Source organism: Pseudoalteromonas sp. ABV4_021 (genome assembly GCF_056159365.1).
This window is the reverse complement of record NZ_JBSWVB010000001.1, coordinates 1,837,231-1,853,222: the sequence shown is the minus strand read 5'-3', so window position 1 is coordinate 1,853,222 and position 15,992 is coordinate 1,837,231. Positions and strand designations below refer to the sequence as shown.

Below are 15,992 nucleotides of genomic sequence, written 5' to 3'. Positions count from 1 at the left end.
TTGCTTAATAATTTTGTAAATCGGAAAAAAATATAAATTTAAGGGTACTTGAATGAGTGACGAACTAAGGTGGGTGTTAATTATTGGTGGTGCGTTAGTAATTGGCGGCGTACTGCTTCATGGCCTTTGGTCAATCCGTAAAAATGACAGCCGCACACTTGTTCAAGAACCAAGTGCCGCTCCAGACAAAAAAGAAGCAGCACCCGAAAGCGAAAAAGCATCTGTGGTTGAACCACAAATGAGCGCAAAATTAAATGTGAACGATGAACCAGAACTAGGCGATTTATCGATTAGCATTGATGACGATGAGCCAAGCACACAAGTTAGTGACGAGCCAGAACAAGCGCCTGAAGGTAAGACAGCAGTTCAAGACTACATCATCATTCATATTCAAACCGAAGAAGGTTTGCCGATGCAAGGCTCTTCGCTACTGCCGTTATTACTTACATTAGGTTTTAAGTATTCAGAGGATGGCTTCTTTAATCGTCATGAAGATGCATCAGGGCAGGGCCCAGTGCTATTTCGTTTAGCAAATATGTTTAACCCAGGCACGTTCGATATTGATAATATGGAACAACTTCAAACTGAAGGCGTAAGCTTGTTTATGACACTGCCTTGTGCAGGTGACAGTTTACCGTCGTTTAATATGCTTCACAGCGCGGCTAAGAAAATTGCCGATGAGTTTAGCGCGACAATTCTCGACCATAACCGCGAAGAGCTGGATGTTTCCACTGTTAGGCAATATGTTGAAAAAATCAGAGAATTTGACGAACTGTAACGTCACAACCAGATTTAAACAAAAGCCACCCTCGCGGTGGCTTTTTTAACGAATATAGAGGAAGTCTCCGTGAGCGCGGCTGAACAAATAAACCAACTTAAAGCACAAATTGAAAATTACAATTATCAATACTATGTGCTAGATAATCCGACGGTACCGGATGCTGAGTATGACCGCTTAATGCGTGATCTGATTGCGTTAGAAGAAGCAAATCCAGCGCTTAAATCAGCAGATTCGCCAAGTCAGAAAGTCGGCGGTATGGCGCTTGCTGCATTTGAAAAAGTAAACCACGAAGTACCGATGTTGTCGCTTGATAATGCGTTTGATGAAAGTGAGTTTTACGCATTTGATAAACGTATGAAAGACAGATTAAAAGATGCTAGTGATTTAGCGTTTTGCTGTGAGCCAAAGCTCGACGGTTTAGCCGTGTCTATCTTGTATGAAAATGGTGTGCTGGTGCGCGCTGCAACACGCGGTGATGGTCAAGTTGGCGAGAACATTACCGAAAATGTGAAAACCATTCGCAACGTGCCACTACGTTTGCGTGGTGAGTCAATTCCAGCGCGTTTAGAAGTACGCGGAGAAGTGTTTATTGACGATAAAGGGTTTGCCAAACTTAACCAAACGCAGCAAGAAAAAGGGGATAAAACCTTTGCTAACCCGCGTAATGCGGCTGCAGGTAGTTTACGTCAATTAGACCCTAAAATTACCGCATCTCGCCCACTGATGCTTTATGCTTACAGCACAGGCGTAGTTGAAGGGTTTGAGCTGGCAGCAACCCATTATGAGCAATTAATGCAGCTAAAAGTGTGGGGCTTACCAGTATGCCCTGAGATTCGCACTGCAGACAATGCCAAAGACGCCTTTGCCTATTATTCAGATATTCTTGCTCGTCGTGCCGCGCTAGGCTATGAAATTGACGGCGTAGTCATCAAAGTTAACGATAAAGCGATTCAGCAAACTTTAGGTTTTGTCGCCCGCGCGCCGCGTTGGGCAATAGCTTGTAAGTTTCCAGCGCAGGAAGAATTAACTACTTTGTTAGATGTTGAGTTTCAAGTGGGTCGCACCGGCGCAATTACACCGGTTGCCCGCTTGGAGCCTGTCTATGTTGGCGGTGTCACCGTATCTAATGCCACTTTACATAATGCCGATGAAATTGAACGCCTAGGCGTACACATTGGTGATACTGTAATTATTCGCCGCGCAGGTGATGTGATCCCGCAAGTCGCAAGTGTTGTGCTTGAACGTCGCCCAGAAAATAGTAAAGAAATAGTATTTCCGATAGCGTGCCCTGTGTGTGAATCGCATGTTGAACGCATTGATGGTGAAGCTGTTGCCCGTTGTAGCGGTGGCTTGGTGTGTGAAGCGCAGCGCAAAGAAGCGATTAAGCACTTTGCTTCACGTAAAGCGCTCGATGTGGATGGCTTAGGCGATAAAGTAGTGGAGCAGTTAGTTGATCGCAAGCTGATCCAAACACCAGCTGACCTATTTAGTTTAAGCCAAGGCCATATTGAGTCGCTCGAGCGTATGGGGCCAAAGTCGGCCGAAAATTTAGTTGCGGCACTTGAAAAAGCCAAACAAACTACACTTGCTAAGTTTTTATATTCACTCGGTATTCGCGAAGTAGGTGAGGCGACAGCGCAAAACTTAGCGAATCATTACAAAACCCTTGATGCATTACAAAACGCCTCAATAGAGGGCTTACAAGACGTTTCAGACGTAGGTGAGATTGTTGCTAAGCACGTTTATTACTTCTTTAAAGAAGAACATAACCAAGAGGTGATTGACGCATTAATCGCTGCTGGCTTGCACTGGCCAGATATCGCTGAAAAGTCACAAGATGAAATGCCGTTGGATGGTTTAACTTATGTGTTAACAGGTACACTTAATCAAATGGGGCGCAGCGAAGCAAAAGCTAAACTTCAAGCACTCGGTGCAAAAGTGTCGGGTAGTGTCTCCGCTAAAACACACGCGTTAGTCGCTGGTGAAAAAGCTGGTTCTAAGCTCACTAAAGCACAAGATTTAGGCATTGAAATCTTAACTGAAGACGATATGTTAGCGTTATTTGCAAAGTACGAGTAATCCATGTCTGAATTCGTGAATATGCTCAGTTCATTCAATAGCCAAGTTGCGACTTGGCTTGCACCGTATTTGAGTCAAATAGTATTGATAGCGCTTATTTGTTTAACGTCGGTGTATGGCGCAAGTTTAAATAAAGCGGTAAAACGATTAATCGGTCAGCAAAACTTTGTTGCGCGTACGTTCGTATTCATTTTAGTAACGGGTGTTGGGATCGGTAGTTTAATTGTATTTGTTAGCCCTTATTTGGTGAGCATGATTAAACAAATTGATCGCAGTTACTTACCGTTAACAGTATTGCTGTTGTTTGTGGTGCTAGGTGTGTTAGCTGATAGGAAAAATCAAGTATGACACGCTTTGGCCCAGAGTATTGGGACAAAAACGGATACTTTAGAGCACCAATTGGCTTTGTGCTAGTGTTAGTGCTCCTTTTAAGGCCTTATATTTTATGGCTGTTTGCTGCTGCATCAAGGCGAGAAGATTTAAACCTAATGGCCATTTTCTACCCGCAAAAGCAACAATTTTTTGTTGCACTTGCTATCGCTGGGCTTAGCATCATAGTCACCTTTTGCTATTTATTTAGGCGCCCCAATGCTATGCAGTGGCCCAAATATATTTGGCGATACGCGCGCTGGCTGTTACTTGCCAATGTGGTAATGGATTTAACTTGGTCACTACTACAAGCAAAAAGCCAATATTACAGCTTCTCAATAGGTTTAGCAGTGCAACTGGTGTTACTTAGTTGGGCAGGACTTTATTTACTTAAAAGTCGTTATTTAAGCGTTTATTTTAACGAGTGGCCTGAGCCGGAAACAAAAGAGAAAGATTAGCAAGTTATAAAACCGATTGAATCATCGGTTTTAATTTATCGAGTCTAGCCTGTTGCTCCGCGTCGAGTTTGGCGCTATTTATGGTATCCATGCAGCGAGAAATCATTGCTTTATTGAGACTTTGGCTGCTAGGGTGTTTCGTATCTAACATCACCTGTAACAAGTTTAATGCGATGTTGGGATTTTTTGGCATAATGCGAAACGCTTGAGTAAAGTAATTAAGCGCTTCTTCGTATTTGCCTTTTTCGTAGCTATGCACCGCATTATTGTTTAATTCTTTTGGTGAATAGCGAATTTCATCACGTTCTTGTTGCTCTTGTTTAAGATAGGCATTCAGAGCTGCGTTATCACTTTGGTATTTGCCACAATGCTCGGTTAACTTGGCAAACAATTGATTCGCTTTGTGGTGCATACCTAATTCATGAAACGCTTTGGCTTTATCGAGGGTATCATCTACTGAGCGGATGATAGGCTGGTCTTCTAGTTGTTCAACGAGCGCAATGGCTTTTGAGCGTTCATCTTTTAAATAGTGAATACGCGCATTGATCACATCAATTTGTTCTTGTGCTTTGCTGTCTGGGAACTGTTTGCGTAATTCAGATAAACACTCGTTACTTTGTCGAGTAAGACGATTTACAATATCGGCTTGGTCGAGCGTGAGGGCATAATCAATACCTGCGCGGGCCAAATTAAGGTATATGTCCGGCTTATCGTGCATTGAGTGCTTAGCGTATTTCACAAGCTCTTTATTAACGCGGAAATGCTTTTCATGATCGTGATTGTATTTGCTTAAAATAATCAGATCTTCTTGGCGTTCAATATTGCGCGGCGCTAGCTTAGAGGCCAGCGACAAATAATGTTGCGCCTGTTGATAGTTTTCTAAAAACAGCTCTAACTTACCCAGTAAATGATAACCCACTAAGCGGGTTTCAGGTTTGGTTAGCATAACCTCTAAGATATTTTTAGCTTGGGTAAATTCACTGTTTTGAATGTAGGCTTCAACTAAACCAACACGTGCCCACGTAAATTTTTGAATATTCAGCACAGATTTAAAGAAGTCGATGGCTTCTGCGGTGCGTTTTAAACGCAGCAATAGTTCACCACGCAACTTTAAAAGAATAGGGGATAGGTGATTTTTACTGCTGTCTGCCAGCATTTCATTAACGTAGCGTAGCGCTTTTGAGTCATTGCCAACATCAATAAAATCGTAAATTTGCGCCAATGCTTGTTTGCGCTTTAGTAGTTTAATAATGCGCTCACCAAATACTTTCAATGAAAAAGGCTTTGCTAAAAAGTCATCGGGTTGAAGCTCAATAACACTGTGTACTAGGCTAGTGTCGGTTTCTGCACTAATAAAAATAAAGCCACAAATGTTTTTAATTAAACGCTTGGTTTTTAGTTCTTCGTATAGTTGGTAGCCGTCTTTGAGTTTACCAAGGTTAAATGAGCATAAAACCAAATTAAAGGTATGCTCTTGGCAAAGGCCCAACGCCATTTTTGCATTTTCAGCAATTGAAATATCACTAAAGCCTAAGCTTTCAAGCGATTGTTTCATATAGCTTAATGCCAATGGTTGATCATCTATGAGTAAGATACTGGATTCGTATAAGCGTTTATTTTTCATCGCATTTCTATCTGCGCGGTCATAGTTAAACTATATAAAACAGTGGCAATAGTAGCAATAAATTAACGTTGAAATAGTGAATTAGTTTTGATTTTAAAGGGGTTTTTAATAAGAGGTAGGTTCAATATGGTGGGTCGTACTGGACTTGAACCAGTGACCCTCGCCTTGTAAGGGCGATGCTCTCCCAACTGAGCTAACGACCCATATTGATATTCTATAATGGTGGGTCGTACTGGACTTGAACCAGTGACCCTCGCCTTGTAAGGGCGATGCTCTCCCAACTGAGCTAACGACCCATTATAGATTTTTAATTTAGTGGTGGGTCGTACTGGACTTGAACCAGTGACCCTCGCCTTGTAAGGGCGATGCTCTCCCAACTGAGCTAACGACCCGCTAAATTAAAGTGTTTTGCAATGGTGGGTCGTACTGGACTTGAACCAGTGACCCTCGCCTTGTAAGGGCGATGCTCTCCCAACTGAGCTAACGACCCATGCAAAACTGTGACTAAATGGTGGGTCGTACTGGACTTGAACCAGTGACCCTCGCCTTGTAAGGGCGATGCTCTCCCAACTGAGCTAACGACCCCAAATAGTCATTTCTAAAGTGGTGGGTCGTACTGGACTTGAACCAGTGACCCTCGCCTTGTAAGGGCGATGCTCTCCCAACTGAGCTAACGACCCGCTTTAGAATCACAACACATTGCTGCGTTGTTGTGGGGCGCTATTATAGATTTAGTTCAACTATAGTCAATACTTGTTTTCACAAAAATGTGTTAAGTGGCCTTAAAATGAACAACTTGGATAAATGTCAAACGCCTTGAGTGCTTTTAGAGCAAGTGTTAGCGCTTAAATTACGTTTTTTGGCTGTTTTTTGTACGCCTAACGCGTGAAATTCTATTGGCACTCGACAAAAAAGTGAGTTCTTACTGCAATCGCGATGAATTTATTAGTTTAGCTGCGCTTTGGTAGCCTTCTTTTTCAAGATATTGCGCGATTTCTGTTATTGATTCTGCTGCACTTGAGTAATGAGCAATTAAATAATCATTGATTTTGGTGACTTCTTGGCCATTATTATTTACTGCGAAATAGGCGAGTAAGCGAATAAGGTCATCTTGGATGGGTAATACTTGAAAACCGAACTCCTTTTGTAGCGCACTATAGTGTGCGAGTAACGGCGCTAATCCAGCAGTTTTTGTTTCATAACTGGCTTGCCAATGTGAAAAGCGTGTATGAAATGCGTTTACTAGGGCGATTACCTTACTCGATTGGTGGCTATATTGAGGGTATTTTTCGTTGTAGAGCGACAAAGATGGATGTATTTCTAACATAGTAACCAATGAATTAAATGGTTGTTGCATATGTTCGCCTTCATTTGCAATGCTTAAAAACAGGTGTGCTTTTAATTCTGTTACCGATTGAGCAAGTGAAACAATATAACCATCGTCAAGTGAAGGACTGAAGACAAAGTAGTCATTAAATAGTGGGCTTTTTGTTAAAAACTGTTCCATCGCAAAGCGCCCTGCATTTGAATGGCCAATTAATATTGAATAATTCGCGGTTCGGTAATTGTTCTTTATATACGGGATCAGCTCAGACGTGAAGTGTTGCCTAAATAAGCATGCATTTTCATTTATGTTAGCGTCATTAGGTTGCAATTGCGCACCTTTGCCAATGACTTGCACAATTATAAACTCGGGTATTTCATTTTTTAATGTATCGCTGATGGATTGAACAAGCGTAAAATCCCATTGCCCATGCAATACGTAAATTACTGGGTAGGACTGGTTCAGGCGTGTGCCATATGATGTGGGAACACTTACCTTAAAAGTAACCTGTGTATTTAGTGCCTTTGAGGTGAAAGATTCGTTATTCACTTCTGCAAAAGTGCTTATGCTTAAAAGCAATAGGAAACAATAAAGCGCAGTTTTCATTGGATTGTCCTTGTGTGTTAAAGTCGAACAACTTTGTCAGTTGAACAAAAAAACACAAGGATTCAGGCCTTTAGAATAGCTTAAGTTTTACTTAGGGCAGGGCAGCACCGTATTATGCACGATTCTCAGCAGTATAGATACCAAACCTTTCAGTTTGATTTTTCTCGCTGTGAGGTTGTTACAACAAGTGGAATAAGTGAACTCGAACCTAAAGTAATGGCGGTGCTTGAGTTGCTTTACAATAATCAAGGTAAAGTAGTAAGCAGCGAGGATATTTTTAACCAGGTATGGCCGGGGCGAGTTTTTAACGCTAGCTTGATACAAAGAGCGATTGCACTTATTCGCAAAGCCCTTAATGAACAGGCCGCAACTGCGAACTATTTAATTACCTATCCTAAAAAAGGCTATTGCTTAAAAGAAGACGCCGCAAAATTTAGTGGGAATCGGATAAAACTATTTCTTTTGGCGATAAGTGTTTTAGTGTTTTTTGTTGTGGGGGTTGTCGCTCATGTATATAAAAAGCAACATTTAGCACCTATGCACTTCACATCATTATCACCACTGACACACAAACAACAGAATGCGTTTGCGTTTTCACAAAATAGAAATGCCAATGAAATGCTATTTGTTAAAGAGGGCGACTTAGGATCAGCGTTATGGTTAAAAAATGGCGTGAATGAAAGTGAAATTTTTAATACGCCGCAAAAAATAACTCATACATTTTGGTTTAAAGGTCAACCTGCATTTACAGCGCGCAACAATCATCAAGGTACTGATGTCTTTGTGTTAAATCATTTGGGACAAGCAAACCAGTTATTTAGTGTTGAGCATTTAATGAATGTAGCGCCTAAAAGTGTTGGGCAGCGCATTTATATTGCCCATTTGAATCATATAACCGTATTTGATGATAAAGCTGCTAAGTTGCAAGTGTTTTCGGTATTTGAAAATGCGAAAGGTGTGATTAGTTTTTCAGTCTCGCAAGATCTAGAAAAGGTTGCGGTATTGACCGATGAAGGGCAAATGCGCAAAGCGGTTTCAATTATCAATATTAAAACCAAAAACAAAGAGCGTATTTTTCAAGATGTGGGTAATTACACATCACTTGATTGGCATGCAAGCGGCTTACAACTATTAGTCGCTAAGAATACCCAACTTATACTTTTGGATGTTGAGCGTGGCAAAACTGAAGTATTACCATATGCAACGAACAAAACGATTACCCAAGCACAGTTTGATAAACACGGTGACGCAATCTTAATTGAACACACACATTTAAACCTAGTGCTTGCGCTTAAATCAGTTAACGAAAACTCTACTACGTTTAAAAGAATTGATTTGGCTGGTGCGAATTTAATGCCAATATCAAATAGCAGTGGGGATATACTTTTTTCATCAGACTTCTCTGGTGAGCAGGCGCTGTATCGATCTCGCAATAATGAGTTGATGGTTCTAGCCGAGCTTAATAAAGGTCAGCATTTAAACGGTTTTACCTGGTTATCTGATAACGGAACATTTATCTACTCGTTAGGCAAGCAGTTAGTTATTAATCACGGTAACTCGGTAAAACAAATACGCACGCTTTCGCATTCAGTGTTTATTAGGCAATTTTTACCTCAACAAAACACACTATTGGTTCACCAGTTGATTAATGGAAAAACGTACCCTAGTGCACTTTCATTAGATACATTTGAACCTACTCTGTTGGCTAATGAGCAAGCGAGTTGTGTTACGGGTGATGATAATGGCAATATTTACTTTGTTGAAAATAACAACACCATTAAACAGCGAAATAAAGATGGGCGAGTCAATACACTGTTAACGATTTCTGATAATAGGGTGGATGATCTTTTTAGTGATGGCAAAGATTTGTTTGCCAGTATTAAAAAGTAAGAAGGCTACATTGTAATTCGTATAAACCCACGCACAGCAGAATTTGAAACTATCTCGGCAGATGAAAGCGCGATATTGGCAGGTGTAGAAAAACAAGGGAAATTTTGGTTTTATCAGGATATCGCCGTTAAATCTACTTTGATGCGACTATACTAGTGTCAATTATATGTATAAATATTGATAGCTAGGCTGTTGAAACAGGTCGAAAAATCACAATCTTGGTGAACAAGTGTGCATCTTGATTAAAAATGGTGCGAACAATGCACTATGCTTAAAAAAATGTTGACTTTGTTTTGCTAGCTCCATAAAATGCGCCCCGTCTTCAGCGATACACGAGTTATCTCTTGAAGATGCAGTTTGGGGCTATAGCTCAGCTGGGAGAGCGCCTCGCTGGCAGCGAGGAGGTCTGCGGTTCGATCCCGCATAGCTCCACCAATAACTCTTATGGTTTGAGTATAAATAACCAGTCCTAGTGACAACACCATGTTGTCCCCTTCGTCTAGAGGCCTAGGACACCGCCCTTTCACGGCGGTAACAGGGGTTCGAATCCCCTAGGGGACGCCACTTACTTTAAGCTTAGCTTTAAAAGAGTGGGGTGAGTCAATAAAAGCTCGTATGGTAAGAGCAAAAATAACCAGTCCTAGTGACAACACCATGTTGTCCCCTTCGTCTAGAGGCCTAGGACACCGCCCTTTCACGGCGGTAACAGGGGTTCGAATCCCCTAGGGGACGCCACTTACTTTAAGCTTAGCTTTAAAAGAGTGGGGTGAGTCAATAAAAGCTCGTATGGTAAGAGTGAAAATAACCAGTCCTAGTGACAACACCATGTTGTCCCCTTCGTCTAGAGGCCTAGGACACCGCCCTTTCACGGCGGTAACAGGGGTTCGAATCCCCTAGGGGACGCCACTTACTTTAAGCTTAGCTTTAAAAGAGTGGGGTGAGTCATTAAAAGCTCGTATGGTAAGAGCAAAAATAACCAGTCCTAGTGACAACACCATGTTGTCCCCTTCGTCTAGAGGCCTAGGACACCGCCCTTTCACGGCGGTAACAGGGGTTCGAATCCCCTAGGGGACGCCACTTACTTTAAGCTTAGCTTTAAAAGAGTGGGGTGAGTCAATAAAAGCTCGTATGGTAAGAGTGAAAATAACCAGTCCTAGTGACAACACCATGTTGTCCCCTTCGTCTAGAGGCCTAGGACACCGCCCTTTCACGGCGGTAACAGGGGTTCGAATCCCCTAGGGGAGCCACTTACTTTAAGCTTAGCTTTAAAAGAGTGGGGTGAGTCATTAAAAGCTCGTATGGTAAGAGCAAAAATAACCAGTCCTAGTGACAACACCATGTTGTCCCCTTCGTCTAGAGGCCTAGACACCGCCCTTTCACGGCGGTAACAGGGGTTCGAATCCCCCTCTAGAGGGGACGCCACTTACTTTAAGCTTAGCTTTAAAAGAGTGGGGTGAGTCATTAAAAGCTCGTATGGTAAGACAGTCCTAGTGACAACACCATGTTGTCCCCTTCGTCTAGAGGCCTAGGACACCGCCCTTTCACGGCGGTAACAGGGGTTCGAATCCCCTAGGGGACGCCACTTACTTTAAAACTTAGTTTTAAAACAGTGGGGTGAGTCATTAAAACTCGTATGGTAAGAGTTAAAATAACCAGTCCTAGTGACACATTATCTTAAAGATACTGCGTCCCCTTCGTCTAGAGGCCTAGGACACCGCCCTTTCACGGCGGTAACAGGGGTTCGAATCCCCTAGGGGACGCCACTTATTCTTAATATACTCTTCTAAATATCTCTGTGTCTAAATCAAGTAACCACCTCATTTAATTTCGAATTATTAGATAATTGCTATATTATAAACGTCCAAGTTCTTATTGATTTAACGCTGTTATGAAATCACGTGGGTTTACGCTTATAGAATTGATTATTGTCATTGTAATACTCGGTGTATTAGCTGTTACTGCTATACCAAGGTTTATGGGGCTATCGAGCGATGCGCGCGGTGAAGTGATTAATCAAATCCAAGTAAGCGTTGAACAAGCCAATGATCTTGTTCACTACAAATCTCTAATGAAAAGCTACTCAACACAAGCCGTTCCCGGACGACCTGATCTCTTTGATGTTGACCTTGATAATAATGGTTCATTTGAAACGCGACTTATGTGGGGCTACTTGGATAACACAGATATTGAGAAGCGCATTAATTTATCTGACGATTTGAAGATCCAATATCAAGGTATTAGATTCACTTATATTGGTTGGGATTTTGATGGGGATACGCAAATAAGCGATGATAATTGCTATTTTCGTTATACCCAAGCCGCATCAGCCAGCACGCCACCTGTATATCAACAAGTACTTACTGGTTGTTAATAGCTAAATAAAGCTATTCGTTAATTAATTTATGGCCTTTATACCTTATTGACGTGTGTAATACTAACTCACTTAAATCGCTGAACATTCTAACTATGTTAAAATTTATCAATGTAGAACAACTACATAAGAAAAACTCTGCCTTGTTATCATTGTATTCATCCAGCGCTATCTCTGATCACATACTTAACAGAATTGGTATAACACAAAACTATATTACCTGGGTGGTTAGCTCAGCGATTATCATGAGCTAACCGATTGCCAATTGGTTGCTAGTTAAATTTATTTTGTATTAGCTCAATAGAGTAACCATCAGGGTCTTTGACAAAGGCAATTTCGGTTGTGCCGCCCTTTACTGGGCCTGGCTCGCGCGATACAACACCACCTAGCGCTTTGATTTCTTCGCACGCAGCGTAAATGTCATCATATTCAATGGCTAAGTGACCAAATGCATTGCCGTGATCGTAACTGTCTGTATCCCAGTTGTAGGTTAACTCAATAACCGCATTGTCTTTTTCGTCGCCATAACCAACAAATGCCAATGTATAACGGTACTCAGTATTTTCAGACCGTCGCAGCTCTTTCATACCGAGTACTTTGGTATAAAACTCAACAGACTTATCTAAATCCGCAACACGGATCATGGTGTGTAACAAACGCATATGTGCCCCTATAAACAGGTTTATATTTTTATGCCTAAAAAAATTGTTGATTATCGCTAGGCGTGAAAAAGGTAATTTACTGTTATAGATTATTGGGCTCAGTAAAGTATTTTTAAAGGCTTTGCTAACAAAGCCTTTAAATAAATTGCTAGCGCCTAATTGAGGCTAGTTTATTTGGTTGCTTTCGGATTATTCACAATAAAATCGCGCAATGCTTTTATTTTGTTGTTTTCTGCATTTTCTTGCTCGCTCACGCTCAAGGCTTTGTTAATGGTTTCAAGCGCTTTTTCATCTTGATTCGTTGAGTGATAGACATATGCTAAACGAAAGTATGCGTCTGAGATATAAGGAAACTGCTTAATTGCCGCACGGTAAATATCGATTGTGTTTGCTGTAGCACCACTTTTTTGCGCCGCATGAGCTGCATTGCTGTAAGCTGTGTAATTTGGTTGTAGTTGTGCATCGTAACGCTGAGATAGTTCTGAAAAACAACTCTTTATAGCGTCGATACCGTTGGCTAGAGTTTCATTTTCGCATTGTAACAGGCGGTACAAGTTTGTCAGTGCGATATTATTGCCTACCATTGCTGAAGTGCTGTGGTTTTCACGCGTATTAATATCGCTATGATAGTCAAAGCCTTTCGGTTTATGTTGTTCAATAATCGTTAAATATTCTTGGTATGAAGTCAGCATTTGGCCGTCTTCATCGGCTAAATTAAGGTACAAATAGCGATTTAAATTGTTGTTATTGGTATAAAACTGTTTAGCCGATTGAACCACGACACCATTATGCCACCATAAGCTTGGGCTAAAGGCAAAGTATGCTTGGAATAATTGCGGCTTAGTATGCAGTGCATAAATAGAAAATAACCCACCAAGCGAGTGGCCAGAGAGTACTCTAAAGTTGCTGGTACGATACTGTTTATCAATATGTGGAATAAGCTCTTTTTCGATAAAGTTGAGGAATTTGTCGGCACCGCCGGAAATGCCCCATTGGTTAAAACCTTCATTGTAAGTTGGTGTTAAATCACGAGTGCGATGTGTATTTTTAATAGCCACCACAATCATTTCTTGTGCTTCGTGAGATTGATTGAGTAGATCAAGCGTGCCAGAGACATGGTTAAAGTTTCGCAGCCCGTCGGTTAAAAAAAGTACGGGATAACGTTGTGTTGAATTTAACCCATAACTATTTGGTAGATGGACTAATAACTCTCGCTGTTCAGATAAAATCGTTGAATAAAGGCCGTCGAGCTTGGCTTCACCTCTTACTTTTGCGCAAATGTTTGTTGTAAATAAAATCATTAAAGCGCAGATAAAAAAGATTGGGTTACGCATAAGTATTTTCCTAACGTGGTTTTTAAAATTTCCTGTAGCATGGCGTAGTGATTGAATTAAAGAATGAAATTGTTAGGAAAAAAGGTGACGAAAAAGTGAATTTACTCGTTTTTTCAATGTTTTATAGTCTAATAGTATTTATTTGTATCACCGCTATGATAGAGTTGTTAGCCGTTATTTTTCTCTAGTTTTAAAAGGTTATGATCCAATTTGGCGAGTTTATTTTTGATGCTAAACAGGCACGTTTATTAACATTAAACGGTCAGTCAGATGTGACGTTAGAACCTAAACTGTTTGAGTTACTTGCATTATTTATTGCAAAACCGAATGAAATTTTAACCCGAGACGATCTGCTTAACCATTTATGGGCTGGTTCGTTAGTGACAGATAATGCAATAAATAAGCTTATTGGTAACTTGCGAAAGGTGTTGGGTGATAACGCGAAAAGCCCACGATATATTCAAACAGTTCCTAAAAGGGGCTATCGCTTTGTTTGTGATGTGTCACTTTATCAGCCAATGCATAATCAAAACGTACTAAGCAACTCGACTTTACCAAGTGTTATTGCTTCACATACTAATCGACGGCTTTTTGTGAGTGCAAGTGTGGTGCTTTTTGTGGCAATAATCATTATTTTATGGTCAACAATATGGCCTAAAAATGAGGGCTCATTGCGCGCGGCGATGCCGCTTACTCGTGTGCCGGGAATTGAACAATCCCATTATATGCATGCCAATAACCGTCAGCTTTTCTTTATTAAACAAAACGATGACCGCAGCCAATCGCAATTGTGGTTTAAAGATACCGAATCCTTGTTAACACAGCGGGTTAAATTAGATACATCGATAAGTGAGATAATCTCGGTAATCGATACAAATACGGCGGATAATGCCAAAATTATTTACTTGGATAAGACGCAAAGCCAGTGTGGTGTCTATCAAGCGACTGTATCGATAGCGCCAAATAAGTCGGCATTCAGCAAACAAACAGAGCAGCTATTTGATTGCAGTGATAAGCGCATTAAAGATCTGGATTATCACCATCAGCACAATGCGATTTATTATACCGCTCAGCCCCAAAATTTTTGGCCCAATCAAATATACTCATTTGATATAAAAACTAAAACACACCAAATTTTACCGCAGCCAGAGCCAAAAGGTTGGGGACATCACCACATTGATATTTCACCGAATGGCGAAAAGCTCTTAATTATGAGCACCGATAATGATCATAAAACGCAACTTTTAGCGCTTAACTTAACCACCCACAAAACCGAGGTTGGCATTAAGTTTAATCGACCAGCCTATGAAGCAATTTGGCATCATGATTCAAGTAAACTTTATTATTTTTCAGACGCCAATACACAGCAAATAGTACAAAGTGATTTTAACGGAAATAATATTAAACGTGTTGTCGATAGCAATGAGGCGCTGTCATATCGCATCAAGCGCTTACCCAATAATAACTTACTATTTGCTACGAGCTTAAACGCGGCTAACCTGCGTTGGCTTGGGGGCGTAAAGGAAAGTGCATTATACAACTCTACGGTCGCTGATTTTGCGCCTGCGCTACTTCATGTTAGTGATCATTATTTATTTGCATCAAAGCGAAGTGGGCGTATGCAAATCTATCGAGTAAATCCAGACTCTCAAATGGTCGAGCCCGTTTCAAACTTTAATGTCAACTATTCAATTAATAGTATGGCAACTTCAACCGATGACCAGCAGTTAGCATTGGGTGTTAATAATCAGGTCTATTACTTACCATTAGATTTGCTTAATGGCGAAACGTTAACATCGCTATCGCATTCATTTTTACTTCATGAAAGTGAGCATCCATTTATTGCTATGGATTGGCATAGCGACGGCCAACTTGGTTTAACAATAGTGAAAAATGGCATACCTGAATTGCTGTTACTGGATTTAAGTAAAGAGGGTAAAAGTAACCGATCTGAACGTTGGACATATAGTTTACACGACAGCGAAAACCCGCATTTAAACTATTTAATCGAGCATAACAGTAATCTTATTTATCGTGTTGATACCAATTTAGCGTTACATGAGACGCAACTAACAAGTACTGAATTTGCATTACCGAATGAGTTCTATCATGCAAAAATTGACAACGGTATTGTTTATTTTGTGACGATAGAGGAAAGTGGTGAATATTTAAATATTAGGCCATTAGATAACACTCAGCCGGTTAATAAGCTACGTTTACATCAATTTAAGAGCTTTGATGTGAGTAAAGGCTCAATCTTATTGAGCGATATGGCAAGTAGGGAAGGCGATATTTATCGCACACTTTAATTAAATAGGGTTCTGCAAATAACGCTAAATAGCAGTTCCCTTAATTAAACCGCGTTAAATGTTACTACGCGCGAAGCATTACGATTGATCGTTACTTTTCATAAAACTTCATAGTTAATTGATATTTATAGCTTTAATTCAATTTTAACTATTTTTATTAAATTTTTATAAAAAAAGATTGCATC

At 40.7% G+C, this 15,992-nt stretch carries 11 protein-coding genes and 15 tRNA genes; 16 read left to right on the top strand and 10 right to left on the bottom strand.

The features are described 5' to 3' along the window. Positions 1–52: 52 nt before the first annotated feature. The 4 genes from zipA to ACXAFE_RS08740 all read left to right on the top strand — a co-directional run bounded on the left by zipA (position 53) and on the right by ACXAFE_RS08740 (position 3,687). The gene (gene zipA, locus ACXAFE_RS08755) at positions 53–778 is read left to right on the top strand and encodes a cell division protein ZipA (RefSeq protein ID WP_475151405.1); all 726 of its coding nucleotides are present in this window, start codon (positions 53–55) and stop codon (positions 776–778) included. Between the two features lie 69 nt (positions 779–847). After that, positions 848–2,860: an NAD-dependent DNA ligase LigA gene (gene ligA, locus ACXAFE_RS08750; RefSeq protein ID WP_475151403.1), complete on the top strand. Its 2,013-nt coding sequence runs from the start codon at positions 848–850 to the stop codon at positions 2,858–2,860. A 3-nt stretch (positions 2,861–2,863) separates the two neighbouring features. Further along, positions 2,864–3,208, top strand: a complete 345-nt coding sequence (locus tag ACXAFE_RS08745) for a DUF3392 family protein (RefSeq protein WP_054980084.1) — start codon at positions 2,864–2,866, stop codon at positions 3,206–3,208. After that, positions 3,205–3,687 carry a DUF2919 domain-containing protein gene (locus tag ACXAFE_RS08740; protein WP_394227827.1) on the top strand — a complete coding sequence of 161 codons (483 nt, stop codon included), beginning with the start codon at positions 3,205–3,207 and terminating at the stop codon, positions 3,685–3,687. Before ACXAFE_RS08745 ends, ACXAFE_RS08740 begins: the two co-directional genes overlap by 4 nt. A 4-nt stretch (positions 3,688–3,691) precedes the next feature. On the opposite strand, the gene ACXAFE_RS08735 is transcribed toward ACXAFE_RS08740, so the two are convergent. The 8 genes from ACXAFE_RS08735 to ACXAFE_RS08700 all read right to left on the bottom strand — a co-directional run bounded on the left by ACXAFE_RS08735 (position 3,692) and on the right by ACXAFE_RS08700 (position 7,241). Beyond that, the gene (locus ACXAFE_RS08735) at positions 3,692–5,311 is read right to left on the bottom strand and encodes a response regulator (RefSeq protein WP_475151400.1); all 1,620 of its coding nucleotides are present in this window, start codon (positions 5,309–5,311) and stop codon (positions 3,692–3,694) included. A 127-nt stretch (positions 5,312–5,438) separates the two neighbouring features. Next, a tRNA-Val gene (locus ACXAFE_RS08730) sits at positions 5,439–5,514 on the bottom strand. A gap of 17 nt (positions 5,515–5,531) precedes the next feature. Then, a tRNA-Val gene (locus ACXAFE_RS08725) sits at positions 5,532–5,607 on the bottom strand. A 20-nt stretch (positions 5,608–5,627) separates the two neighbouring features. Further along, positions 5,628–5,703: transfer RNA gene (locus tag ACXAFE_RS08720), tRNA-Val, on the bottom strand. Positions 5,704–5,725: 22 nt separating this feature from the next. After that, positions 5,726–5,801: transfer RNA gene (locus ACXAFE_RS08715), tRNA-Val, on the bottom strand. Between the two features lie 19 nt (positions 5,802–5,820). Beyond that, positions 5,821–5,896, bottom strand: a tRNA-Val gene (locus ACXAFE_RS08710). 19 nt (positions 5,897–5,915) lie between these two features. Beyond that, a tRNA-Val gene (locus tag ACXAFE_RS08705) sits at positions 5,916–5,991 on the bottom strand. 242 nt (positions 5,992–6,233) lie between these two features. Beyond that, on the bottom strand, positions 6,234–7,241 hold the full coding sequence (locus ACXAFE_RS08700) for an alpha/beta hydrolase (protein ID WP_475151393.1): 1,008 nt from the start codon (positions 7,239–7,241) through the stop codon (positions 6,234–6,236). A 114-nt stretch (positions 7,242–7,355) separates the two neighbouring features. Here ACXAFE_RS08700 and ACXAFE_RS08695 point away from each other — a divergent pair, with 114 nt between their 5' ends. The 11 genes from ACXAFE_RS08695 (at position 7,356) to ACXAFE_RS08645 (ending at position 11,502) form a co-directional block, all read left to right on the top strand. Then, positions 7,356–9,131: a winged helix-turn-helix domain-containing protein gene (locus ACXAFE_RS08695; protein WP_475151391.1), complete on the top strand. Its 1,776-nt coding sequence runs from the start codon at positions 7,356–7,358 to the stop codon at positions 9,129–9,131. 359 nt (positions 9,132–9,490) lie between these two features. Then, positions 9,491–9,566 (top strand) — tRNA-Ala (locus ACXAFE_RS08690). 53 nt (positions 9,567–9,619) lie between these two features. Next, positions 9,620–9,695 (top strand) — tRNA-Glu (locus tag ACXAFE_RS08685). 95 nt (positions 9,696–9,790) lie between these two features. Continuing rightward, positions 9,791–9,866 (top strand) — tRNA-Glu (locus ACXAFE_RS08680). A gap of 95 nt (positions 9,867–9,961) precedes the next feature. Beyond that, positions 9,962–10,037: transfer RNA gene (locus ACXAFE_RS08675), tRNA-Glu, on the top strand. 95 nt (positions 10,038–10,132) lie between these two features. Then, a tRNA-Glu gene (locus tag ACXAFE_RS08670) sits at positions 10,133–10,208 on the top strand. A 96-nt stretch (positions 10,209–10,304) separates the two neighbouring features. Next, positions 10,305–10,378, top strand: a tRNA-Glu gene (locus ACXAFE_RS08665). Positions 10,379–10,473: 95 nt separating this feature from the next. Beyond that, positions 10,474–10,553 (top strand) — tRNA-Glu (locus ACXAFE_RS08660). Positions 10,554–10,637: 84 nt separating this feature from the next. Beyond that, positions 10,638–10,713: transfer RNA gene (locus ACXAFE_RS08655), tRNA-Glu, on the top strand. 105 nt (positions 10,714–10,818) lie between these two features. Then, positions 10,819–10,894 (top strand) — tRNA-Glu (locus ACXAFE_RS08650). 125 nt (positions 10,895–11,019) lie between these two features. Continuing rightward, on the top strand, positions 11,020–11,502 hold the full coding sequence (locus tag ACXAFE_RS08645) for a prepilin-type N-terminal cleavage/methylation domain-containing protein (protein ID WP_475151388.1): 483 nt from the start codon (positions 11,020–11,022) through the stop codon (positions 11,500–11,502). Positions 11,503–11,774: 272 nt separating this feature from the next. Here ACXAFE_RS08645 and gloA read toward each other — a convergent pair whose 3' ends face one another. Together gloA and ACXAFE_RS08635 are read right to left on the bottom strand one after the other, a co-directional pair. After that, complete coding sequence (gloA, locus tag ACXAFE_RS08640; RefSeq protein ID WP_054980450.1) at positions 11,775–12,164, bottom strand: lactoylglutathione lyase; 390 nt, start codon at positions 12,162–12,164, stop codon at positions 11,775–11,777. Between the two features lie 170 nt (positions 12,165–12,334). Next, on the bottom strand, positions 12,335–13,498 hold the full coding sequence (locus tag ACXAFE_RS08635; RefSeq protein WP_475151383.1) for an alpha/beta hydrolase: 1,164 nt from the start codon (positions 13,496–13,498) through the stop codon (positions 12,335–12,337). Between the two features lie 200 nt (positions 13,499–13,698). Here ACXAFE_RS08635 and ACXAFE_RS08630 point away from each other — a divergent pair, with 200 nt between their 5' ends. Next, positions 13,699–15,807 carry a winged helix-turn-helix domain-containing protein gene (locus tag ACXAFE_RS08630; RefSeq protein WP_475151379.1) on the top strand — a complete coding sequence of 703 codons (2,109 nt, stop codon included), beginning with the start codon at positions 13,699–13,701 and terminating at the stop codon, positions 15,805–15,807. Positions 15,808–15,992: the final 185 nt, after the last annotated feature.